The following is a 24971-nucleotide window of genomic DNA, read 5'->3' on the forward strand; positions in this document are numbered from 1 at the left end:
ACTGAGGTTTATTAATCATATGAACATTAAGCATTACATATCTGTTCTATTTATATTACTCATTACTGGTTTGGCTTCAGCTCAGGTTAAGTTTGAAGCCAAGGTGAGTAAAAAGAAACTTGGTGTTAACGAACGTCTTAGGATTGATTTTGAAATGAATAAAGACGGTGATAATTTTGTCCCACCGAGTTTTAAGGATTTTGATGTCGTTGGTGGGCCAAATACCTCAGTAAGCAACTCTTGGTTAAATGGGAAACGTTCTTATACCAAAACATATAGCTATTTTTTAGCGCCTAAAAAAAGAGGTAAATTCACTATTAGGCAGGCTACCATAGAGATAGAAGACGAAATTTACAAAACCTTTCCTATTACAATTAATGTTACTGCTGCTATAGATTCACCAAACGGAAATTCTGATGCTTCAGATATTGCTTCACAAAATATTCATTTAGTAGCTGAAGTTTCAAAGACAAATCCATATTTAAATGAAGCAATCACTGTAGTTTATAAATTATATGTTTCACCAGAAACAGGCGTAAGTAATTGGAGAGAGAAAGACAACCCTAGATATAATGATTTTTGGAGCCAGAATATTGATATAAAAGGTTTAAACATTCAAAAAGGATTGTACAAAGGAGAGGATTATAGATTTGTAGTATTGAGAAAAACCGTTTTATATCCTCAGAAAACAGGGAAGTTAAAATTAGAACCACTTGTTTTAGATATAACTGTTGAGGTACCAACAGGAAGAGCTGATATTTTTGGCAGGCCAATAATGACTAAAGTACCAAAAACAGTTACTGCAGGTAGTAGAACCGTTAATGTAAAACCATTACCAGAACAAGAGAAACCTTCCGATTTTAAGGGTGCAGTTGGAGATTTTAATTTTAAAGTAACAACGACTAAAAGTCAGCTCAACGCAACTGAATCATTACAGGCAAAAATTGAAGTTTCAGGAAAAGGAAATTTAAAATTATTTGAGTTGCCTAAATTATCTGTACCAAGTTCGTTAGAAGTATATGAGCCAGAACATAACGAAAATGTAAGAACCAGATTAAATGGAATGCAGGGAACAATTTCTGACACATATACGATTGTGCCGCAGTACAAAGGGAAATATCCTATTCCTACAATATCCTTTTCATATTTTGATTTAAAAACTGAAAGTTATAGAAGAATAACATCTGATGAATTGGTTGTAGATGTGCTAGAAGGACCTACAGCAATCGTTAATGGAAAAGATAATACCGAGTCAACTACTGCTAAACAACCTGTGAGACCAAATACAAACACCTTTGCTTTTATTAAAACAAAACCAAATTGGGAAAGTAAGAAGCGTACACCATTCTTTAAATCTACCGCGTTTTGGTCACTTTTATTAATGCCGTTTTTTGCTATTCCAATAGCTATTTTCATTAGGAGAAATAAGGATAAACGTGATGCTGATGTTCAAGGTAATAGAATAAGAAAAGCAGATAAACTATCTAAAAAATACTTAAGCGAAGCAAAAAAAGCACTTAAAAATAAGGAAGCTTTTTATGTAGCCTTAGAGAGAGCACTTCATAATTACTTAAAAGCAAAATTAAATATTGAAACTAGTGACTTTAATAAAGAAAAGATAGAATCTCTTTTGTCCCAACTCATGGTCGATTCTAGTACTATTTTAGAATTTATTTCAATATTAGAAAATTGTGAATTGGCACGATACACACCAATTACTCAAGATACCATGCAAAGCGATTATGATAGGTCTGCTAGAACAATTTCAACAATAGATAAACAGATAAAGTAGTATGAGAGCAATTACACTTATAGTATTTTGTTTTTCTTTTTTTGGCTATTCTCAGAACAATCAACTTTTTGAGGAGGCAAATGCACTATATAATGAAGGCAAATATGCAGAGGCAATTGATAAATACGAAAATATATTAGATTCAGATATTCATTCAGCTGAATTATATTTTAATCTTGCCAATGCTAATTATAAACTCAACAATATCGCACCAAGTGTTTATTATTATGAGAAAGCCAAATTGCTCAATCCAAACGATGAGGAAATAAAGAACAATTTAGCATTTGCTAAAAATATGACGATCGATGCTATTGATACTGTGCCAGATGTTGGTTTTACAAAAATTTTAAAGAATTTGGTCAATACCTTAAATGCAGATACTTGGGCAACGATAGCCATCGTTGGTGTATTTGTGTTCGTATTACTTTTTTTGTTATATCATTTTGCACATGCTACATCAAGAAAACGATTGGCATTTGTTATAAGTGTTGTAAGTTTATTTTTGGCATGCCTATCAGTCGCCATGGCATTTCAAAGAGTACAATTAGATAAAAGAGATAATCCTGCAATAGTTTTTGTACAAGAATCACGCGTAAAAGCAGACCCTAATAAAACAAGCGAAGAAGTTTTTAGATTACACGAAGGTACTAAAGTACAAATTTTGGATAGTTATGAGGATTGGAACAAAATTCAACTATCAGATAACTCCATAGGTTGGATACAATCTCAAGATATTAGGTTATTAAATGATTTTTAACTTAATTTAACAAATCAATACTGACGAAATCTTATATTTGTTAGTTCACAATCTATGATTTTTAAAAAGCTTACAGCGCTATTCATTGTAGTTTTATTTCTTACGATAATAAGTGCACCAACCATCATTTCTTCAATAGATAACTCTATTGATATTTCCATGTTCGATAGTTTAGGTGAGGAAGAAGAAAGTGAAAACTTTAAAATTCTCATTGAAAGCCAGACGGTTGATGTGGAACAAATAGATTTTTCGCTTTTAGAAAAAGATGGGATAGACTTTACGCATGGTTTATATAGTAAACCCCTTATAAATATTATTTCACCACCTCCTGAAGTAATTATTTAATTTTTTATCATAACTACATTCATTTATAAATAATCTCATAACTGCTTATAATATATAGTGGTTGTAAAATGCATTTTAATATGTTTAAAACTTTAAAAAATGACATACCAGCGAGTATTGTCGTATTCTTCGTCGCTTTACCATTATGCTTAGGTATTGCACTAGCCAGTGGCGCGCCATTGTTTTCTGGTTTAATTGCAGGTATAATTGGTGGTATTGTAGTAGGATCACTTAGTGGGTCTAAAATTGGAGTTAGTGGACCAGCTGCAGGTTTAGCAGCAATTGTTTTAGCTGCTATTGCTACCCTAGGAAGCTATCAGAACTTTTTACTTGCAGTAGTATTAGGTGGGATAATTCAATTAATATTTGGCTTTTTAAGAGCGGGTATTATAGGTTATTATTTTCCATCTTCTGTAATTAAAGGTATGCTTACTGGTATTGGTATAATAATAATATTAAAACAGATACCTCATTTCTTTGGCTATGATGCAGATCCAGAAGGTGATTTTGCATTCATTCAAATAGATGGAGAAAATACTTTTTCTGAAATTATTAATTCTATAAATTATATTAAACCAGGTTCGGCTTTAATAGGTCTTGTTTCCTTAGGAATATTAATACTTTGGGGAAATGTTCTTTCTAAAAAAGGTAAATTCTTTCAAATTGTACAAGGACCACTTGTTGCAGTCGTCGTTGGAATTATATTTTATGTCCTAACACAGTCTCATGAAACATTGAGTATAGATTCAACTCATTTAGTAAGTGTTCCTGTACCGGATAGTGTAGATTCTTTTTTAGGACAGTTTAGTTTTCCAAATTTTATGGAAATTACAAATCCAGAGATATGGATAGTAGCCTTCACGATAGCATTAGTTGCAAGTTTAGAAACGCTGTTGTGTGTTGAAGCTACTGATAAATTAGATCCTCACAAAAATGTTACGCCAACCAATCGTGAATTATTAGCGCAAGGAACAGGTAATATCATTTCTGGATTAATTGGTGGTCTCCCAATTACACAGGTAATCGTGAGAAGTTCGGCTAACATTCAATCTGGTGGTAGAAGTAAAATGTCAGCTATTATACATGGTTTCTTTTTATTAATATCTGTTATGCTAATACCAACCCTTCTTAATATGATACCGTTGTCAGTTTTGGCTGCTGTATTACTGATTGTTGGGTATAAACTTGCGAAACCATCACTATTTATAAAAATGTACGAATTAGGATGGAAACAGTTTATTCCTTTTACAGTAACGGTTCTTGGAATTGTATTTACAGATTTACTTAAGGGAATAGGTATGGGCTTAGCAGTTGGTATTGTAGTAATATTAATAAAGAGTTACCAAAATTCTCACTTCTTACATATTGAAGATAAAAGTAACGGGAAGCATAAGATCAAAATGACTTTTGCTGAAGAAGTCACCTTCTTTAATAAGGGTGCAATTTTGAAAGAACTTTACAGTCTTCCAAGAGATACATATTTAGAGTTAGATGTTAGGAATACTACATACTTAGATAATGATATTATTGAAATTCTGGATGATTTTGCTGTGAAGGCCAAAGAACGACATATTGATATAAAAATAGTTTCTAATAGAGGTATTGTAGAAAACCCTGAGAGTTTTGTAAAGTTTTTTAAACTAAAACCAAAAACAACTTAAAAATAAATTATGGGTAAAAAACTTAAAATATTGATTCTTTCAGATCTCAAGTCTAAAACGCCTATAGTTTTGAACAATGCAATTGCTTTATCGAAAATGCTAAATGCTGATTTAGAATTTTTACATGTTAAAAAACCGACTGAGTTAGTAAAAACTGCAAGTCAGTTATCAGCAGTGCGAGAAATTAATGAATACACAAAAATTGCAAAGAAGAAAATAAAAGAACTTTTAGATCCTATTTCTGAAAAGCACAAGACTAAGGTAAACTATAAGTATAGTTTTGGTAACGTGAAAAACGAAATTGAGAAGTATATTAAAAAGACTAAACCAGATATAATTGTATTGGGTAAACGACAATCAAGCGCATTAAGTTTTGTTGGTGACAATATTATTGATTTTGTGTTGAAGTATCATAAGGGAGCTATTTTTCTGGCATCTCATAATAGCAGTTTAGCGCCAGAGAAAGATTTATCTGTAGGGATATTTAACGAAGAAGAATCAAATCTTAAGGACAGTTTGATTGCAGATTTGGTTGAATACTCAACCTTACCTCTTAAATCATTTAAGATCGGCGTCAAATCGAGTGACAATGGGAGCAAAGATCAATTCTTGTCAAAGAAGACTATTGAATATGTATTTGAGGAAACTTCTGATGTCATCTCAACTATTTCTGGCTATATTCCAAAAAGTAAGGTAAACATGTTATGCGTAAATAGGAATAAACAATTCAACAAAAACAAAATCATTAAAGAATTAGTAAGAAAAGTAAATGTTTCACTCCTAGTAACTTAAATAGTTTTCAGAATTGTTAGAAATTAGAATCAGTGAATTAAATTTACTAACTTAATTTTGACTGTAGAATCACATATGAAGAATTTTTTTTCAAATTTTAAAGGTGATGCCTTTGGCGGAATTACAGCTGGGATAGTTGCTCTACCTCTTGCACTGGCATTTGGTGTACAATCTGGTTTAGGTCCTAGTGCTGGGCTTTATGGTGCTATTTTCATTAGTTTTTTTGCTGCACTTTTTGGTGGCACTAATACTCAGATATCTGGTCCTACAGCACCAATGACTGCATTAAGTATGGTAGTTATTGCTGGATTAATTGGTGCCTACGGAGGTAGTGTTGAAAGAGCTTTACCAGCGATTTTGACTGTATTCTTATTAGCCGGATTAATGCAAATAGGATTAGGTATTATAGGAGTTGGAAAGTATATTAGATATATACCTTACCCTGTTGTATCTGGATTTATGACAGCGATCGGCGTTATGATATTGGTCACTCAGTTACTTCCAATATTAGGATATAATGCCAGTACAGATGATGATTTTGTCAATAAGTTTAGACCAGAAGCAGAAGAGGTAATATTAGAAAAAATAATAAAAGACGAAGCAGTTGATGGTATATTGGTTCTAGAGGAGTTCAATAAAACTATTGAAAAATCAAAAGAAATCACAGAGGATGATATTGTAAAAGAATCAATAAATCTTGCGACCAAAGAGTCGAAAAGTGTAATGGGTGCTATAAAACTTTTACCCAGAGCGCTAAGTCAAATAAATTGGCTTGAGCTAATCCTGGCGTTAGGAACTATTTTTGTTATTTATGGTTTTAAACGGATAACCACAAAAATACCCAGTACATTGGTTGCGCTTATTCTTGTGTCTACAATTGCTATTTTAGGCAATTTTGATTATAAACCTATACCAACAATACCCCAAGAATTACCTTTACCAAGACTTGAGATTTTTACTAGTTTCAGTCTTAGTAGTATCTCACCATATATTTTTACAGCCTTGACACTATCTCTATTAGGTGCTATAGATTCATTACTTACGAGTGTGGTGGCAGATAATATGACAAAAACAAAGCATAAGCCAGATAAAGAATTAATAGGACAGGGAATTGGAAACACTATAGCTTCTATTTTTGGGGGTATTCCAGGTGCTGGCGCTACAATTAGAACGGTTGTTAATATCAATGCTGGCGGAAAAACAAGATTGTCTGGTATGATTGCAGGTGTTTTATTGTTTTTTATTCTTTTGGCTATGGCACCACTAGCATCAAGAATCCCTGCTGCTGTTTTGGCTGGTATACTCATAACGGTTGGTATAGGTGTTATGGACTATAAAGGATTAAGGGCCATACCTAATTTACCAAAGGATATCAAAATTGGACCATTGAAATTAAGTTCTGAGGTAATTATAATGTTAGTGGTATTAGTACTTTCAACATTTTGGAATTTAGTATATGCAGTTGGTATTGGTTTGATTATAGCCTCTCTTATGTTCATGAAGAAAATAGGTGATTTAACAGCAAAAAGAAGTGATGTAAAATCATTAAGAGAAGAAAGTTGGCCAGATGAAGCTAACTTTCCAAATGTGCTTAAGGAAGAGGTGTTTATTAAGCATTTAAAAGGACCATTGTTTTTTGGTTCAACTAGTGAATTTCAAGCACTCGCTTTGCAAATTCCTGAAACAGCTTCAATTGTAATAATGCGATTAGATAGGATGCAGTATATGGATCAGTCTGGTTTATATGCTATGGAAGATATGATTCAAGATTTAAAGATTAAGAATGTAGAAGTATTGTTCGTCGGACTATTAGAACAACCTAGATATATGATGGAACGAATAGATATTATTCCAGATTTCATTCCGGAAGAGCATATTTTTAACGAATTTCATTCCTGCCTCATTTGGATTATAAAAAACATAGAAGACAAGTATTAATAATATAAAAACAGAATAAAATGAAGAATAAAGCAATAACAAAAGATGTGCAAAGTGCATTTACACCAAATGCAGTTTTACAAGATTTATTAGATGGTAACAAAAGATTTGTAGATGGAAATCCAGAAGGTGCAGATAATGCTTCATTAGTAAACCAGACGACAAGCGGTCAATATCCAAAAGCTGTTATTTTATCTTGTATTGATTCTAGAGTGCCTGTTGAAACGGTATTAGATCAGGCTATTGGTGATATTTTTGTAGCAAGAGTAGCAGGTAATTTTGAAAACATAGATATTTTGGGAAGTTTGGAATACTCGTGTAACGTAGCTGGGAGTAAACTAATTCTAGTTTTAGGGCATGAAAGTTGTGGTGCTGTAAAAGCAGCATGTGATGGAGTAGAATTAGGAAATATTACTGCAATGTTAGAAAATATTATGCCTGCAGTAAGAAAATCTGCTGATGAAGTGGAAGGTGAAGCAAACTCATCAAACAAGGAATTTGTTGCAAAAACCGTAGCAAATAATGTTAGGTTGACGATTGAACGAATAAGAAATAAAAGCCAAATTTTAGCTGAAATGGAAGATAATGGAGAAATAGCTATAGTTGGGGGCGTTTATAGTCTTCACACTGGTAAAGTTGAGATGCTTTAGGCATCATTTTTACTTGGTTCCTCTTGTTCTGATTCACTTTTTATAAGGGTAGGAAATATCATTGGGGCTAATGATTTTACCGGTTCGTATAGTACACTTTCTTCTAGATCCTCCTTATCTAAAAAAGGAAGTGTTTTGTTAAGCTTATTAAACACAATTAATAGTATACTAAGAATAAGGCCAATTTTTAGCACTCCAAATACACCACCAAGTAATTTATTTAACATGCCCAAAGCTGCGAAATCTGCTAATTTGGTAAGTGCTTTACCAGCAAGACTAATTGCTAAAACAATTATTACAAAAGTAATGGCAAAAGCAACGATATTAACGGTTTTTTCACTCCAGTCTACTTTAGATTCTAGAAAACCCGTTGCAAAATAGCTAAAATGTATTGCCCCATAAATACCTAATACAAGTGCTAATAATGAGGCTACTTCTACAAATAATCCCTTCATAGCGCCTCTAATAAGACCAAACAATAAAAGGGCTCCTAAAACAATGTCAATGATACTCATAATTATAGCGGTTTAAGCAAATATAAATTAACTTTGCTAATCTTATAACGAGATTTGTAGTAGATAAATTATGGCAAGAGATGAACAATTAAAAGAACGCTGGGCATTAGTGGTAGAGAAGCTATCTGCACAATTCGCTGATGGTGATAGTTTAGACTTGGATGCTATTATTTATTTAATTGGTGTTCAGGAACTTGGTCAAATACACCGCGATTATAAAAAGGATCATAAGTTAGATTTAATGCACGTTGCAATATGTAAGCTATTAACACCATATGGTTTTTATGAGTTTGATTTTGTTGATGAGGATGGTTGGCCACACTATAAGGTCAAGGAGCAATTGCCTCACCTTAAAGCAGGTGAGCAAAGTGTGCTTATGAAAGAAGCTATTGTGAACTATTTTGTTGAAACAGAATATATCGATTAAGATTTTTTAAATTTGCGATCTGAAATTGGGACAGAATGATAGATAAATTAAAAGAACTCATTGCAGAAGCTGAAGCATTTTCAGCTCAGTCTAAAGAAGAAGTTGAAGCATTTAGAATCAAATACCTTGGTTCTAAAGGACTTTTGAAGCAATATTTTGCCGAATTTAAAAATGTGGCGAATGAGCAAAAGAAAGAATTTGGTCAAACCATTAATCAGTTAAAGAAAACAGCTGAAGACAAAGTAAATTCGCTTAAAGAGTCTTTAGAACAACAAGATGAAAATAAAGGGATTTATGGTGATTTGTCGCGGCCGGGTGAGCCTATTGCCTTAGGCGCTCGCCATCCAATTTCAATAGTAAAAAATCAGATTATTGATATATTTTCTCGTATAGGATTTAATGTAAGTGAAGGGCCAGAAATTGAAGATGACTGGCACAATTTTACTGCCTTGAATTTACCAGAGTATCATCCGGCAAGAGATATGCAGGATACATTTTTCATTCAAACAAATCCTGATATTTTATTGCGTACTCATACGAGTTCCGTACAAGTACGTTATATGGAAAATAACAAACCACCAATACGTACAATTTCTCCTGGGAGAGTTTACAGAAACGAGGCCATTTCTGCGCGCTCGCATTGTTTCTTCCATCAGGTAGAAGGATTATATATCGATAAGGACGTAAGTTTTGCGGATTTAAAACAGACACTTCAATACTTCACAACAGAAATGTTTGGTAAATCAAAAATTAGATTGCGACCTTCTTACTTCCCTTTTACAGAACCAAGCGCTGAGGTAGATGTATATTGGGGACTCGAAACCGAGACTGATTATAAAATGACAAAAGGTACAGGCTGGTTAGAAATAATGGGCTGTGGTATGGTAGATCCTAATGTATTGGAAAATTGTGGTATAGATTCTAAGGAATACTCAGGTTTTGCCTTTGGTATGGGTATAGACCGTATTGCTTTATTACTACATCAGATTAGCGATATCCGCTTATTAAGTGAGAATGACGTGCGTTTTTTGGAGCAGTTTAAATCGGCTTTATAGTTTGTGAGAAGAGATATTCAAATTCCTGAGGTTAAGGATGTATACATTGCTGTGGTGCAAGAAGAGCATTTAGAGTATAAAACAAAAGATTGGAATGTCTATATCATTAATGATAGTGTCAATGATTTAGACACAGTTCTTATTGTTTCTAAAGGGTTTTCGGATAGAAAGATTACACCACCAATGCGACATGCCCTAAAGATGCTTCCAGCTAGAAGTTACGCAAAAATCGAATATTTACAAGAAGCCGTTTTAGACTTGAACAACGAGTTTAAGGTAACTTTTTTTAAAGGGAATCAGATGTTCGATAAATCTTATTTATTCAGGAAGAATACCATAAACGATAAAGCTTTACGAACTTTACCTTTAATAAAGCTGAAAGGCGTACTAGTAAAATAGGTCCTTTTTATTAATCCAACTCATCAGTCAGTTGCTTAAAGACCTTTTTTGGGTTTTTATTCTCGTAAAGGATAGCATATACGGCGTTGATAATTGGTAGCCTAGTTTTCTTCGTGTTTTTATCGTTTAATAATTTAGCACTTTTAGTGGCATAATAGCCTTCAGCTATCATATTCATCTCCATTTGTGCAGACTTTACGGTATACCCTTTCCCAATCATATTTCCAAACATTCTGTTTCTAGAGAAAACCGAATATCCCGTTACCAATAAATCACCTAAATAAGCTGAATTATTAATATTACGTTTCATCTTGTGCATTTTATTTATAAAACGTTTCATTTCGCGTATTGCATTACTCATTAGCACACTTTGAAAGTTATCTCCATAGCCCAATCCATGAGCTATCCCAGCTGCAATTGCATAAATATTCTTAAGCATTACGGCATACTCTACACCTATAATATCATCACTTATTTTTGTTTTTATATAATGACTCGATAAATTATTTGCAATCGCCTGTGCCTTTTCGGCATCTGCACAAGAGATTGTTAGGTATGATAAGCGTTCTAAAGCTACTTCCTCAGCGTGGCAAGGACCAGCAATTACAGCAATGTTTTTAATAGGAATGTTATAAATGTCATGGAAATGTTCACCCACTAATAGACCAGACTCGGGTATAATACCTTTTACTGCAGACACTATGGTTTTTTGACTAATATCTACATTGAGTTTTTCTAATTCAGAGCGTATAAACGCAGAGGGAATAACAAAAATTAGCACATCTGCCCAAGTGGCAATTTCATTGATGTTATTACTTAATTTGAGTTGTTCTGGATGAAATTCTACAGAGCTCAAATAACTTGGGTTGTGTTGCTCGTTCATTATATGTTCTTTGGTATAAGCACTACGCATATACCAACCGACTTCATCTAAATTTTCACAAAGCATTTTTACAATTGCAGTAGCCCAACTTCCGGCACCAAAAACAGCATATTTAGTTGTTTCGCTCATAAAATTTCAATCGTTTAGACCTCTCAAAAATAAGGAAAGTTTTGTGGATAGACTAAAGTATTATCAGGTCAGTTGAGGTCAGTGATAATAAAGGATTAAGTGGATTTATTAAGCTTATTCTTCTATGCGTATTTAGATGCTTTATAGTTTTTGGCACACGTTTTGAAATTAACTATGTAATAACCTTAAAACCGTTGAATTATGAAGACATTGAAATTACTATTAGGTTTTGCATTGAGTGCAACTTTATTTACTTCTTGTTATACAGACGAGGTAGTAATAGTGGATAACAATCCAGGAGTATCATTAAATCAATTATTGAATTCTTATGAATTGTGGTATGTTGATATTAATGAAACTCAAGGTTTTGGTGAAACCCCATTTTTACAGATTGCTTTTACACTTTCGTTTAGAAACGGAATTCTTTTTGCTAATAATAATCTAGTAGATTTTGGTGTACAAGGTAATGGTTTTGGGGTACCAATAGGAGATTATGTTGCATACGACATGATATTAGATGTAGATCATATTATTAATGGTTTTGACAGTTTTGATGTCTATCAGATAAACAATAATACAATTGAGTTATATAACCCTTTTAATGATACGTCTTATTTCTTAAGAGGTTACCAGAGAAATAATTTTGACTACGATTTTATTTTCTATGATAACATACATTATTTCTTACAAGAATATGAGGCTTGGGAAAAAGTATATACGAGTGAGTTTGGAACTCTAAATGAGTTTGATAATGAAAATTATCTTCAGTTTTTATCAGGTGGTAATGACTCTACTTTTAGAAGTTCTCAGGATGTAAATATTTACGACCCAAATAACATTTATTGGGATTATACAGGTGTTTACGGGGTAGGAGATGTATCTGGAAACATGTACCTAAAAACTTTAACGTTAGATTATGATTTCTTTGACAATGAATTCTTTGAACTAAGCGTTATCAATGATGGAACCATTGAGTTATTGCATGCAGGTTCTGGTACTGTTTATGAGTTTGAAGGTGTAGGTTATATACCTTATTATAGAAGTTCTGATACAGCGGGTAAAATAACAAAAGAGGTTGATAAACCTAAAAAGAGAAAACAAAAAACAACTAAGGTAGATAACCCTAGGTAAAGTACAAGAGGCTAAATTTGGTTGGTTATTTAGTTTCAAAACGCTCAGAAAAAACACTTTGTTTTACTGAGCGTTTTCTGTTTTATTTCAAGTTATTTAAAAGTATCTCAAGATCTTCAAATGCATAAGGCTTAGCCATTATGATTTTATCTTTACTGAGCAGAAAATACATTGGTGTTGCCGCAATTCCATAAGTTTTAACAATAGGATTATCCCATTTTCCTAAACCGATAGTGTGTGTAAAATCAGGATATTTTTGGATTTCCTTTGTCCAATCAATAGAATCATTTTCAAGACCAAAAGCAACAACCTGAATGTTAGTTTTATTATCAACTAACTCTTTCACTTTTGGTAGTTCATTTAGGCAATGTCCACAACCACTACTCCAAAACACCAGTAAATAATACTCTGAACTATCAAGGCTATGAAGATCTGTTGTGCTTTCAATAGAGCTAATTTCAAAATTTGGTGATTTAGTTCCAACTGAAGTGTTTTTATATGATGTAATAGTTTCCGCAAGGACCTTATTTCCAGTATCGTTTGCCAATTTCAATAAATGGTTGTCTGTAATATAATTTGCGAGCTCATGATTTTCTAGACTCACAAATCGTTGCCATAAAACTTCAAGTAATGTAGTCTTTATTTCAGAAGCATCATTTCCAATAGCACTGGCAACATCATCCACATGAGTCTTGAAGGTTTCATTACTTGGGTTTTGTTCCATGTTAAAAACGTAAGCTGTAATTCTATCTACCAAGAATGAAGAGCTTTGTAGAAGATAGTTATTGAAGTCTATTTGGTTTAGGTAATGATTTTTTAATTTATTGGAATAGGTGGTTATATCCTCATATTCTAAGGGTATATATGGCTTATTGGCTAGGATAAAAGCAGATACTAATTTGTCATTAGCCAACTCTTCATAACCTTTTTGGGTATCACTCAAGGTTTTAAAAATAGCCCGAAAACCTTCTTCATCCTTTACGTCTTTTGAGTAATAATTACTTATGGTAATATTTACCATATCCATGCTTTTTAGATACGAATTCCATAGTTTGTTTTCATCTGAAGACTTAAATTCTACACCATTTTTATAACTAAAATTAAAATCAACTGACTCTTTACCGTCATAGATAAAGTCAAAGTTGTTTTCTTCTGGTGGAATAGCGTAAACGATTTTATAAATCCCTGGTGTTACGGTTTCATTAAGTGGTATTTCGAAATGACCTAAACTATCTAATTTTCCTCTGTTTACGTAATCCGCTCCTTCAGGTGTCGCTTTATACAAAAAAGCATAGGTAAAATCTTCTGATGGCGAAAAGGTGCCAGATACACTTTGAGAATAACTTAAAAATGGTAAGACAATAAAAGTAAGGATTAATCTTTTCATATTATGGATTTGTTATCTGCAAAAAGGCTTCAATAATTACGCCAATTTCTAATTTTTTAATTCTTTTTGGATCGTACACTTTCAATAAAAACTGTGGCTAGTATTAATGAACCTCCAACAAATGTATGTAATGTTGGTATTTCATTCAAGAAAAAGTAAGCTATAATAATACCGAATACTGGTTGTGCACTACCAATTATACTAGCTGTACTGGCTTTAAAATACTTAAGACTATTTATAAAAAGGGTATGACCTATGGCGGTTGTTAATAATGCAAGCAGTAACACATACGGATATTGTGTTTTAATGTTAGATCCCTCAAAGAAATAAAGACAAGGCAATAAAATAAATGCAAGGATACCAACTTGATAGAACATCAGCATGGTGCCATTATAATTTGTTGCATGTGTTTTTAATATCAGAATTCTTAAAGCGTAACAAATTGCAGATAGTAGTCCTAAAAGAATACCCTGAACCTGCCCGCTTTTTAAATCGAATTCTGGTGCGAGTATATAAATACCAATCAAAACAATGATACCTAATACTATGTGCATAGGGTCAAATTTAATTCTAGTAAAGATTGGTTCTAAAAGTGCAATAATTACTGGAAATGTAAACAGAGATAACATGCCAATAGCCACATTAGATAGTTTTAATGCATAGAAATATGTAATCCAGTGTGCTCCCATAAAAACAGAGGCCAAGAAAAAAGTCCAGCGATCCCTACCGCTGTTTATTTTTAAACTAATTTTTTTAAATAGACAAAAGAGCAATAAAAAAATGCCAGCCAAGGCAGATCGCCACCAAATAATTACCGGAGTTGGTAGGTCAATAAATTTTCCTAGCGCACCAGATGTACTAATAAATATTGTCGCTACCGTTAGCCACAATAAATGATTTATATGGCTTTTATCACTCATTTACATTAGATAGCGTTTCAAGAGCTTGCTTAATGGACTTCACATTTTCAAAAGTTAGAAGTAAACGCAGACCATTTCTAGTTTTTTTCTCTTTCATTTTACATTTGCCAGAATTCTTTTGTACAAACTGCAACACTTTGGTAAAAGCTTCACTCTGATAGAATTTACTATGTTGATCTTGTATGAAATAACCTATGAGTCTGCCTTGCTTCATTATGAGTTTTTCAATACCCATATTAACTGCGATCCACTTTAAACGCACACTATCTAATAAATCAGAAACTTGGGTTGGTACTTCTCCAAATCGATCTATAATTTCAGATTCAAACTTTAGTAGTTCTTCTTCGGTTTTAATTTCGTTTAACTTGGTATAAAGATTTAGACGTTCCGTAATATTGTTAACGTAATCATCTGGGAAAAGCAATTCAAAATCTGTATCAATAGTTATATCCTTTACATATTGTTTAGGCTTACCATCATCTTTATATAAATCTGCAAACTCAGATTCTTTTAATTCTTCAATCGCTTCATTTAAAATCTTTTGATAGGTATCAAAACCAATATCATTTATGAACCCACTCTGTTCACCACCAAGTAAATCACCAGCACCTCTGATTTCAAGATCCTTCATGGCGATATTAAATCCACTACCTAATTCCGTAAATTGCTCTAATGCGGTAATTCGTTTGCGCGCATCTGTTGTCATTGCCGTATACTCTGGTGTTATAAAATAGCAGAAGGCTTTTTTATTGCTTCGGCCAACACGTCCTCTCATTTGGTGAAGATCACTCAAACCAAAATTATTGGCATTATTGATAAATATTGTATTGGCATTAGGGACATCAAGTCCGCTTTCTACAATTGTAGTACTTACTAATACATCAAATTCACCATTCATAAAAGCCAGCATTAGTCCCTCTAACTTTTTACCATCTAGTTGACCATGACCTATGCCAATTTTTGCATCGGGTACTAACCTTTGAATCATACCTGCAACTTCCTTGATATTTTCAATGCGATTATGAATAAAAAAAATCTGTCCACCACGTTGAATTTCATAACTAATGGCATCACGAATTATATCTTCATTAAATCTAATTACATGACTTTCTATGGGATAACGATTTGGAGGTGGCGTTGTAATAACAGACAGGTCTCTTGCCGCCATTAAACTAAACTGAAGTGTACGTGGTATCGGTGTTGCTGTTAAAGTTAATACATCAACATTTTCCTTAATGGTTTTTAGTTTTTCTTTTACTGCAACTCCAAACTTTTGTTCTTCATCAACAATGAGTAGACCAAGATCTTTAAATTTTACTGTTTTATTTGCTAATTGGTGTGTGCCAATAATAATATCTATGCTTCCCTTTTCTAGGCCTTCTAAAGTTTCTCGTTTTTGTTTTGCTGTTCTAAAACGGTTAACGTAATCTACGGTTACTGGGAATTCCTTTAATCGTTCTGTAAAAGTCCTATGATGTTGATATGCTAAAATAGTAGTAGGTACCAAAATCGCCACTTGTTTGCCATTGTCTACAGCTTTAAAAGCTGCTCTTATAGCAACTTCCGTTTTACCAAAACCAACATCACCACAAACTAAACGATCCATTGGCCGTTCACTTTCCATATCGGCTTTTATATCTGCTGTAGAGGAGGTTTGATCTGGTGTGTCCTCGTATACAAAAGATGCTTCAAGCTCATGTTGCATATGACTGTCTGTAGCATATTGAAATCCTTTTTTTAGCTTTCGCTTCGCGTAAAGTTTAATGAGGTTAAAGGCTATCTCTTTTACTCTAGATTTGGTCTTTTGCTTTAGGTTTTTCCAGGCTTTACTTCCTAATTTATATATTTTAGGAGGTTTGCCATCTTTACCGTTAAACTTGGTTATTTTATGTAGTGAATGAATACTCAAATAGAGAATATCACGCTCACCATAAACTAATTTTATGGCCTCTTGCTTTTTACCCTCAACCATAATTTTTTGCAAACCACCAAACTTCCCAATACCATGATCAATGTGGGTAACATAATCACCTATTTCTAGATTGGTCAATTCTTTTAAGGTAATGGCTTGCTTTTTAGCATAGCCATTTTTCAAATGGAATTTATGGTACCGATCAAAGATTTGATGATCTGTATAAAATGCTATTTTTTGCTCCTCATCAATAAATCCTTGGTATAATGAAACAACTATAGTTTTATAATGAACTTGTTCCTCTGCATCATCAAAAATATCGTGAAAACGTTTTGCCTGTTGTTCACTTACGCAAGCAATGTAATTTGCTATTCCCTTTGAATGGTTTTCGTTTAAATCTTCAATCAATAGATTAAAGTGTTTATTAAACGCAGGTTGAGGTTTTGTTTTAAATTCTATGAGTTGACCATTCATTAAAACGGATGAACCAAATTCAACCAAATTATAATCTAAAAATTGCCTTTTTAGTAACTCGGAATCACAAAATAATTCTGATGGTGAAGCATGCTTTATCTCACTAGATAATTCCTTAAAGGTTTCTTCTGCCTTTTTGTAAAAATCATCGATCCTTGAAAAAATTAATGAACTGTTTTTTGAAAACACTACAGTTTTAGAGGAAATGTAATTAAGAAAACTTTCGCGTTTTTCCTCTATGAATTTGTTTGCAACATTTGGTATTATACTAACTTTCTTAATCCGTTCTGTGGATAATTGTGTTTCTACATCAAATGTTCTAATACTATCTACTTCGTCTCCAAAAAATTCAATTCTATAGGGTTCGTCATGAGAAAACGAAAATACATCTACAATTCCACCTCTAACCGAAAACTCCCCAGGCTCTGTAACAAAATCTACACGTTTAAACTTGTATTCAAAAAGAACTTCATTAACAAAATCAATACTTAGATTATTACCTACAGAAATTTTCAGTGTGTTTTTCTCTAATTCTTTTTTAGTAACTACTTTCTCAAAAAGTGCATCAGGGTAAGTAACAATTATAGCTGGTTTTCTTCTAGAGTTAATTCGGTTTAAAACTTCTGCTCGTAATAATACATTGGCGTTATTTGTTTCTTCAATTTGATATGGTCTCCTATAGCTTCCAGGATAAAACAGAACATCCTTATCGTTTATGAGTTGTTCTAAATCATTAAGGTAATAGGCTGCTTCTTCTTTGTCGTCAAACACCAACAAAAAAGGTTTGTCATTCGTTTTAAATACTTCTGACAAAACGATGGAAAATGATGAACCAACTAGCCCTTTAAGATGGGTGTTATTTTGAGATTCGGCAATAGCATTTCGGAGATTTTGCATTTGCAAAGTCTCTGCATAGGTTTTGGAAATTAATGCTTTGCTCAAGTTCCTTTATTAGAAGGTGCAAATATAAAATATTTGAACCGTTCCATAACGATAAATCCTCTGAATAGAATTATATTTGTAGCCATATTAATTAATGACTATTAAACTTATTTCTATGTCAATTTCAGACTTATATGATAACGAATTTAGAAAGCGAAATAAAGATCATTTCGCAGCAATTGTTAGAGTGGCCATGAGTGATGGTTTTATTTCCTATGAAGAAAAAAACTTTTTAGATCGATTAGCGCAGAAACTTAATATTAGTGATGAAGATTTTAAAAAAATCTTGAAAGATTACCTTTCTCATCCAATTAATCCGCCTGTGTCTTATGATCATAGATTAGAGCGATTATATGATCTTGCAAGAATGGTGGTTGTAGATAATATACAAGATGAAGAAGAAAAAAAATTGCTAAGAAAGTTTTGTGTCGCACTTGGGTTTCATGCAATTAACGTAAAGTACATTACAGACAAAGCATTAGAATTAGTTAGCCAAGGTCATGGTTTAGACGAATTTATTGATGGAATAAAAAACATGAATCAATAATCAATACGATTTAATAAAAAAGCGAGCAATTAGCTCGCTTTTTTTATGCGTTGCGCATAAATTCTTCGGCCTTTTCCACCATGTTTTTGCTTCCACAAATAAAAGGCACCCGTTCGTGTAATTCTGTAGGCTCTATATCCATTATCCTTGTAAAACCGTCACTGGCCTTACCATTAGCTTGTTCCGCTAAAAATGCCATTGGGTTACATTCGTACAACAAACGTAACTTACCATTTGTGTTTTTTGAACTCTTAGGATACATGTAGATTCCACCTTTAATCATATTTCGGTGAAAATCTGAAACTAAAGACCCAATATATCTTGATGTATAAGGTCTATCTCCTTCTTCTTTCTGACAGTATTTTATGTAGTCTTTTATTCCCCTAGGGAAGTGAATATAATTACCTTCATTCACTGAATAAATTTTACCATCTTCAGGAAATTGCATATTAGGGTGAGATAAATAAAATGAACCTATAGCAGGATTTAAGGTAAACCCATTAACACCATCTCCAGTGGTATATACTAACATTGTTGATGTTCCATAAATAACGTAACCAGCCGCAACTTGCTGACTCCCTTTTTGAAGAAAATCTTCAATAGTTACAGGGGTTCCAACAGGTGTTACACGCCTGTAAACTGAGAAAATTGTACCGACAGAAACGTTTACATCAATGTTAGATGAACCGTCTAGTGGGTCAATTAAAACAATATACTTGTTTTGATGGTTTTCATCTTGACTATTGATTGCTACAAAATGATCTTCCTCTTCACTTGCAATACCACAGACAATGTTTCTTTTTGTCATGGTTTGGATAAACTTCTCGTTAGCATAAACATCTAATTTCTGTTGATCCTCACCTTGTATGTTGGTGTCTCCAACTGCACCAATAATGTCAACAAGGCCTGCTTTATTTACCTCATGGTTAACAACCTTTGCTGCCAATCTTATAGAATTGATTAGTCTAGAGAGTTCTCCAGAGGTGTATTTAAAAGATGATTGATTTTCAATAATAAACTCACCGAGAGTTTGATGGGTATGAGACATGAAGCTTTATATTGATTAATTGACACAAATATCGTATTATTTTACAAACTAAAACGTTTTCGTAAATTAAATTAATTGTTAAGTAACGTTAGTTTTGAATTATATTTGAGTTCTTTTAATAATTGTATGCACCAACCAAGATTAGCAACCATTAAAGATATGCCAAGAGTTTTAGAACTCATCAATGAATTGGCAATATTTGAAAAGGAACCAAATGCTGTTGAGGTTTCCATAAAAGACTTAGAAAATGATGGGTTTGGTTTAGTTCCAAAGTTTACATGTTTTGTTGTTGAAGTTGAGAACAGGGTCGAGGGAATTGCCCTTGTATATCCAAGGTATTCAACATGGAAAGGTGAAGTTATACATTTAGAGGACCTTATTGTAAGTGAGGCTTGCAGAGGATTAGGTCTTGGTACCGTTTTATTGGATGAAGTAGTAAAATATGCTAAAAGTCTTGGGGTAAAACGTGTGAGTTGGGAGGTTTTGGATTGGAATGAGCCAGCTATAAAGTTTTACGAAAGCAAAGGCGCAAAAATAATGCGTGATTGGGACGTTGTTCAACTAGATAAAGAGGCAATCGATAATTATTTAAACGATTTATAATGCGAGTTTATAAATTTGGCGGTGCTTCTGTTAAAGATGCAGAAGGAATTAAAAACCTTGCAAAGGTATTAAATACGATAGGTTATGATAATACGCTTGTTGTAGTTTCTGCCATGGGTAAAACTACCAATGCATTAGAGTTGGTTGTGAAAAATTATTTTGAAAATAAATCTGAATTGCAAAGTGCTATTCACGATGTTATTAAATTTCACAATGAAATTCTCTTAGAATTATTTGAAAATGATCGTCACAATGTTTTTAGTGTAGTAAAATCATTATTTGATGAATTGACTCTGTTTTTTAAGAATAATAAATCACCAGATTACAATTTTGTTTACGATCAAACTATTGGTTTTGGTGAATTAGTCTCTACAACAATTATTAGTCATTATCTGAATGAAATTGGTCTAATAAACCAATGGATAGATGTTAGAGAATTTATAAAAACAGATAATTATTACCGAAGGGCAAATGTAAACTGGGAAACTACCCAAGCTAATATTTCGTCAAAATTCAATATCTCAAAACTTAATATTACTCAAGGATTTTTGGGTAGTGATGCAAATAATTTTACGACCACTCTGGGTAGAGAAGGTAGCGACTATACAGCAGCAATTTTTGCATATTGTTTAAATGCAACTAGCGTTACTATATGGAAAGATGTTCCAGGTGTTTTAAATGCTGATCCTAGATATTTTGAAAATGCTCAATTGTTACATCAAATTTCTTATAGGGAGGCAATTGAACTTGCTTTTTATGGAGCATCAGTTATCCACCCTAAGACGTTACAACCATTACAGAGAAAAGAAATTCCTTTGTATGTAAAATCGTTTTTAAATCCAAAGAATAATGGAACTATGGTTAGCAAGGGAAAAGCACTAGATCCTGACATTCCTTGTTTTATTGTAAAGAAAAATCAAATACTAATTTCGTTATCTTCTTTAGATTTCTCTTATATAGTTGAAGAAAATATCAGTGACATTTTCAATTTGTTACATCTCTATAAAATGAAAGTAGATGTCATTCAAAATTCAGCTATAAGTTTTTCCGTATGTATAGATAATATATACGGTAACCTTGAAAAACTATTACAACATTTAAAGGCTAAATTTAAAGTAACGAGTTATGATAATGTGAGTCTTTATACTATCAGACATTATAACAATGACGCAATAAGGGAATTAGAGAACGGTAAAACAGTTTTACTGAAACAATTAACACAGCAGACAGTACAAATTGTCACTAAATAAATAGTTATTACATTTGTTTTATGGGTAAGTCAACCGAAATGGGATTAGTAACCGCTAAGGAAGTAGCCAAAGCGATTAATGCTGATAAATATGGTTTTATAGGAACTTTTTTCGGATGGATTTTAATGAAAGTCCTAAAAATATCTACTCTCAATAGAATATATAAACGGAATAAACATCTTAGTAACCTCGAATTTTTAGACGGTATTTTGGATGAGTTTCAAATTAAATTTGAAATTCCTGAGGAGGACATGAAACGGCTTCCTAAGGAAGGACCATTTATTACAATTTCTAATCACCCTTTAGGAGGTATTGACGGTATTTTGTTATTAAAGCTAATGTTAGAGCAACGCGATGATTTTAAAATTATCGCGAATTTTCTATTACATAGAATAGAACCATTGAAACCTTACATAATGCCGGTTAATCCTTTTGAAGATAGAAAGGATGCAAAGAGTAGTGTTTCGGGCTTTAAAAATGCCATTCTTCATTTGAGAGAGGGAAGTCCACTTGGTGTATTTCCGGCAGGTGAAGTTTCAACCTACAGAGATGGGAAGTTGGTAGTTGACAAACCATGGGAAGAAGCGGCTATGAAATTAATACAAAAAGCAGAAGTGCCTGTAGTACCTATTTATTTTCATGCTAAAAACAGTAGGCTATTTTACAGGCTTTCTAAAATAAGTGACACTTTACGAACTGCTAAACTTCCTTCTGAATTACTGACTCAAAAACGTCGAGTTATCAAGGTTAGGGTAGGTAAACCTATATCTGTAAAAGACCAGAAAGAGCACGAAAGTTTAAGTGAGTTTTCAGAGTTTATGAGACGTAAAACTTATATGCTTTCAAAAACATTTGAAGACAAACCAAAGATTTTAGATAATATTAAATCTACAGTTAAAGTCCCTAAGCTTCCAAAACGAATTGTTACTCCAATTGATTCTGCTGTAATGATTAAAGAAGTAAACACCTTAAAGAAGAACGATTGCAGGTTATTACAAAGTAAAAATTATGAAGTTTATTTAGCTTCAGCAAGAGATATCCCTAATATACTTCGTGAAATAGGTAGGTTAAGAGAAATTACCTTTAGGGAAGTTGGTGAAGGAACAAATGAGGCTATAGACTTGGATACTTTTGATACTTATTATCACCATATGTTCTTATGGGATAACGATAAAAATGTTATTGCTGGTGCATACAGAATGGGACTTGGATCAAAGATTTTTGAACGTTTTGGTATCGATGGCTTTTATCTCCAGGATTTATTCCGTTTTGAACCAGAATTATACAAAATGATGAGTCAGTCCATTGAAATGGGCAGAGCTTTCATTATAAAGGAATACCAACAAAAACCGATGCCATTATTTCTATTGTGGAAAGGTATAGTGCATACAACGTTACGTTATCCAGAACATAAATATTTAATTGGAGGTGTTAGTATCAGTAATCAATTTTCAAACTTTTCTAAAAGTTTAATGATTGAGTTTATGAAATCTCATTATTATGATCCGTATGTAGCACAATATGTTCATCCTAAGAAAGAATTTAAAGTGAAATTGAAGGATGCCGATAAAGATTTTGTTTTTGATGCCACCGAAGCAGATTTGAATAAGTTCGATAAGATAATAGACGAGGTAGAACCTGGTGCTTTGCGACTTCCTGTATTATTAAAGAAGTATATAAAACAGAACGCAAAATTGGTAGCATTCAATGTAGATCCGCTTTTTAATAATGCAGTAGATGGTTTAATGTACATTAAAATTGCAGATCTGCCAGAAAGTACTGTAAGACCTGTAATGGAAGAATTTCAAGCTGAGTTAGAACAGAAATTCATGGATAACCATGACAAATAGACTAGTGCTATTTTTATTATTAATTCCAACTTTTGTGTTTTCTCAAACACTTACCGGTAAGGTAATTGACAAAGTTACACGCGAACCATTAGAAACTGCGTCTGTTTATTTTGACCATACTACAATAGGCACTACAACAGATGAAAATGGTGAATTTTCTATAACCTATAATGATGCGGTACAATCAAACTTGGTAATCTCCTTTTTGGGGTACCAAAAAGTATTGATCTCAAATTATAGAACCAAAGAATATATTAAAATTGAACTTGAAGCCGCTACAAATACCCTTGATGAAGTCTTTGTAAATTTTGATGATGCATTAACAAGACAACAAAAGCTAAAACTATTTAGGAAAGAATTTCTTGGTACATCTAGATTTGCAAATTCTTGCAGAATCTTAAATGAGGAAAATTTGATACTTTATTATGATGGGGAAAATAAAACATTGTATGCAAGTTCTGAGGTTCCAATAAAAGTTAAGAATAAGGCACTTCAGTATCAAATAGAGTTTGATATTATTGATTTTGAAGCTAGTTATAGAGATTTAGATTTTGAGGACCAATCCTTTGTTTTAAATTCGGTAACATATATTGGGACATCCTTTTACAAGGATCTTGCTGATAAAAAAAATGGTAGAGTTAACAGAAACAGAAATAGGGTTTATAGAGGTTCTGTACAGCATTTTATTAGAGCCTTATATAAAGAAGACTTATTAAACAATGGATATCAAATATTCAATGATAGAAAGGAAGTTGAGGCGTGGGATTTCATTAATATTTTGGATAGCGACATGCTAGGTATTAAAGAATTACATCTAAAAACAAAGGTAACTATACTTTACAAAAAAACCAGGCAATCTACCATGGAGCTTAAGACAGATCGAGTTTTTATAGATGCTTATGGTAACTATGCTCCAATTATCGGAGTTTACTTTACGGGTTATTTAGGTGACCAACGGTTAGGTGATACTTTACCGTCTGATTTTGGATTGGAAAAATAAAAAACCCAGTTTCAAAATCTGGGTTTTTATTTATTTATAGTGATTTAAACCAATCTTGAAATTGATTTCCTAGAAGGAATGTTGTTTTCTTCTCACCACCAAATGCTCCTATAAGACTCATTAACCAAGCAATAAAAAGAACTATAAATACTATTAGATTAAGAATAGGCACCCATGATGATACAAATGCAATAATTAAAAAACCTAGCATTTGTCTAATATAGAATGATCCGATTTCAGTTTTATTATTGCTGTTCATTACTAAGGCAATAACCCATCCAATTATCGTAAGATGAGCAATAATTGCAATATTCTTTCCGTCACTTAAAACTTCCTTAGCATCATCAGCAAACTCAGCCGCTTTTTCTTTTGCATCACCGGCTAACTCTTTAGCGTCATCAGCCAATTCACTTGCTTTTTGACTTATTTTATCTCCAGCTTTTTTGGCACTTTCTTTGGCGTCACCTATCATATCGTCTAGGTCGTCCTTTAAATCCTTATTATCGTCTGACATTTTTATTTTTTTTAATGATTAATAGTTCTATTAAAATTAGTAAAAAAAGA

At 32.7% G+C, this 24971-nt stretch carries 23 protein-coding genes; 16 read left to right on the top strand and 7 right to left on the bottom strand.

The genetic code is table 11. The features are described 5' to 3' along the window. The first annotated feature begins 19 nt into the window (after window positions 1-19). From ACFWV9_RS04990 to ACFWV9_RS05020, 7 genes are all read left to right on the top strand, one after another. Window positions 20-1792, top strand: a complete 1773-nt coding sequence (locus ACFWV9_RS04990; RefSeq protein WP_411894137.1) for a BatD family protein — start codon at window positions 20-22, stop codon at window positions 1790-1792. A 1-nt stretch (window position 1793) separates the two neighbouring features. Beyond that, entirely contained in the window at window positions 1794-2549 is a 756-nt protein-coding gene (locus tag ACFWV9_RS04995; protein WP_411894138.1) for an SH3 domain-containing protein, read from the top strand. 54 nt (window positions 2550-2603) lie between these two features. After that, on the top strand, window positions 2604-2894 hold the full coding sequence (locus tag ACFWV9_RS05000; RefSeq protein ID WP_411894139.1) for a hypothetical protein: 291 nt from the start codon (window positions 2604-2606) through the stop codon (window positions 2892-2894). Window positions 2895-2974: 80 nt separating this feature from the next. Beyond that, window positions 2975-4555 carry a SulP family inorganic anion transporter gene (locus ACFWV9_RS05005; protein ID WP_411894140.1) on the top strand — a complete coding sequence of 527 codons (1581 nt, stop codon included), beginning with the start codon at window positions 2975-2977 and terminating at the stop codon, window positions 4553-4555. A gap of 9 nt (window positions 4556-4564) precedes the next feature. Then, window positions 4565-5347 (top strand): universal stress protein, encoded by a 783-nt coding sequence (locus ACFWV9_RS05010; RefSeq protein ID WP_411894141.1) that lies wholly within the window; start codon window positions 4565-4567, stop codon window positions 5345-5347. A 75-nt stretch (window positions 5348-5422) separates the two neighbouring features. After that, the gene (locus tag ACFWV9_RS05015) at window positions 5423-7285 is read left to right on the top strand and encodes a SulP family inorganic anion transporter (RefSeq protein WP_411894142.1); all 1863 of its coding nucleotides are present in this window, start codon (window positions 5423-5425) and stop codon (window positions 7283-7285) included. A 20-nt stretch (window positions 7286-7305) separates the two neighbouring features. Beyond that, window positions 7306-7935: a carbonic anhydrase family protein gene (locus tag ACFWV9_RS05020; protein WP_411894143.1), complete on the top strand. Its 630-nt coding sequence runs from the start codon at window positions 7306-7308 to the stop codon at window positions 7933-7935. Here ACFWV9_RS05020 and ACFWV9_RS05025 read toward each other — a convergent pair. Next, window positions 7932-8450 carry a CvpA family protein gene (locus ACFWV9_RS05025; protein ID WP_411894144.1) on the bottom strand — a complete coding sequence of 173 codons (519 nt, stop codon included), beginning with the start codon at window positions 8448-8450 and terminating at the stop codon, window positions 7932-7934. The genes ACFWV9_RS05020 and ACFWV9_RS05025 overlap by 4 nt on opposite strands. A 70-nt stretch (window positions 8451-8520) precedes the next feature. Between ACFWV9_RS05025 and ACFWV9_RS05030 the strand changes: the two genes are divergently transcribed. Genes ACFWV9_RS05030 through ACFWV9_RS05040 form a run of 3 tightly spaced genes read left to right on the top strand, consistent with a single transcriptional unit; the run spans window position 8521 to window position 10331 of the window. After that, a complete protein-coding gene (locus ACFWV9_RS05030; RefSeq protein ID WP_411894145.1) occupies window positions 8521-8877 on the top strand; it encodes a hypothetical protein in 357 nt (118 codons plus the stop codon). 35 nt (window positions 8878-8912) lie between these two features. Then, the gene (gene pheS / locus ACFWV9_RS05035; protein WP_411894146.1) at window positions 8913-9932 is read left to right on the top strand and encodes a phenylalanine--tRNA ligase subunit alpha; all 1020 of its coding nucleotides are present in this window, start codon (window positions 8913-8915) and stop codon (window positions 9930-9932) included. 3 nt (window positions 9933-9935) lie between these two features. Further along, complete coding sequence (locus tag ACFWV9_RS05040; RefSeq protein WP_411894147.1) at window positions 9936-10331, top strand: hypothetical protein; 396 nt, start codon at window positions 9936-9938, stop codon at window positions 10329-10331. A gap of 10 nt (window positions 10332-10341) precedes the next feature. Here the strand turns inward: ACFWV9_RS05040 and ACFWV9_RS05045 are convergent, their stop codons facing one another. Continuing rightward, a complete protein-coding gene (locus tag ACFWV9_RS05045; protein ID WP_411894148.1) occupies window positions 10342-11343 on the bottom strand; it encodes an NAD(P)H-dependent glycerol-3-phosphate dehydrogenase in 1002 nt (333 codons plus the stop codon). Window positions 11344-11544: 201 nt separating this feature from the next. On the opposite strand from ACFWV9_RS05045, the gene ACFWV9_RS05050 reads away from it, so the two are divergent. Continuing rightward, entirely contained in the window at window positions 11545-12474 is a 930-nt protein-coding gene (locus ACFWV9_RS05050; protein WP_411894149.1) for a nicotinic acid mononucleotide adenyltransferase, read from the top strand. A gap of 82 nt (window positions 12475-12556) precedes the next feature. On the opposite strand, the gene ACFWV9_RS05055 is transcribed toward ACFWV9_RS05050, so the two are convergent. Genes ACFWV9_RS05055 through mfd form a run of 3 tightly spaced genes read right to left on the bottom strand, consistent with a single transcriptional unit; the run spans window position 12557 to window position 18064 of the window. Beyond that, window positions 12557-13861: a TlpA family protein disulfide reductase gene (locus ACFWV9_RS05055; RefSeq protein ID WP_411894150.1), complete on the bottom strand. Its 1305-nt coding sequence runs from the start codon at window positions 13859-13861 to the stop codon at window positions 12557-12559. Window positions 13862-13917: 56 nt separating this feature from the next. After that, on the bottom strand, window positions 13918-14781 hold the full coding sequence (locus tag ACFWV9_RS05060) for a DMT family transporter (protein WP_411894151.1): 864 nt from the start codon (window positions 14779-14781) through the stop codon (window positions 13918-13920). After that, entirely contained in the window at window positions 14774-18064 is a 3291-nt protein-coding gene (gene mfd, locus ACFWV9_RS05065) for a transcription-repair coupling factor (RefSeq protein WP_411894325.1), read from the bottom strand. Before mfd ends, ACFWV9_RS05060 begins: the two co-directional genes overlap by 8 nt. Window positions 18065-18224: 160 nt before the next feature. Here mfd and ACFWV9_RS05070 point away from each other — a divergent pair, with 160 nt between their 5' ends. Further along, a complete protein-coding gene (locus ACFWV9_RS05070) occupies window positions 18225-18656 on the top strand; it encodes a TerB family tellurite resistance protein (protein ID WP_411894152.1) in 432 nt (143 codons plus the stop codon). A gap of 43 nt (window positions 18657-18699) precedes the next feature. On the opposite strand, the gene fbp is transcribed toward ACFWV9_RS05070, so the two are convergent. Beyond that, window positions 18700-19704 carry a class 1 fructose-bisphosphatase gene (fbp, locus tag ACFWV9_RS05075; protein WP_411894153.1) on the bottom strand — a complete coding sequence of 335 codons (1005 nt, stop codon included), beginning with the start codon at window positions 19702-19704 and terminating at the stop codon, window positions 18700-18702. Between the two features lie 126 nt (window positions 19705-19830). Here fbp and ACFWV9_RS05080 point away from each other — a divergent pair, with 126 nt between their 5' ends. The 4 genes from ACFWV9_RS05080 to ACFWV9_RS05095 are packed head-to-tail and all read left to right on the top strand — an operon-like array spanning window position 19831 to window position 24407. Continuing rightward, entirely contained in the window at window positions 19831-20307 is a 477-nt protein-coding gene (locus ACFWV9_RS05080; protein ID WP_411894154.1) for an N-acetyltransferase family protein, read from the top strand. After that, a complete protein-coding gene (locus ACFWV9_RS05085) occupies window positions 20307-21557 on the top strand; it encodes an aspartate kinase (protein WP_411894155.1) in 1251 nt (416 codons plus the stop codon). The genes ACFWV9_RS05080 and ACFWV9_RS05085 overlap by 1 nt, the downstream gene beginning before the upstream one ends. Window positions 21558-21595: 38 nt before the next feature. Next, window positions 21596-23407 carry a GNAT family N-acyltransferase gene (locus tag ACFWV9_RS05090; protein WP_411894326.1) on the top strand — a complete coding sequence of 604 codons (1812 nt, stop codon included), beginning with the start codon at window positions 21596-21598 and terminating at the stop codon, window positions 23405-23407. Then, window positions 23397-24407, top strand: a complete 1011-nt coding sequence (locus tag ACFWV9_RS05095; protein WP_411894156.1) for a carboxypeptidase-like regulatory domain-containing protein — start codon at window positions 23397-23399, stop codon at window positions 24405-24407. The genes ACFWV9_RS05090 and ACFWV9_RS05095 overlap by 11 nt, the downstream gene beginning before the upstream one ends. A gap of 34 nt (window positions 24408-24441) precedes the next feature. Here the strand turns inward: ACFWV9_RS05095 and ACFWV9_RS05100 are convergent, their stop codons facing one another. Continuing rightward, entirely contained in the window at window positions 24442-24921 is a 480-nt protein-coding gene (locus tag ACFWV9_RS05100) for a YtxH domain-containing protein (RefSeq protein ID WP_411894157.1), read from the bottom strand. Window positions 24922-24971: the final 50 nt, after the last annotated feature.

Source organism: Winogradskyella sp. A2 (assembly GCF_046762865.1).
Lineage (GTDB): Bacteria > Bacteroidota > Bacteroidia > Flavobacteriales > Flavobacteriaceae > Winogradskyella.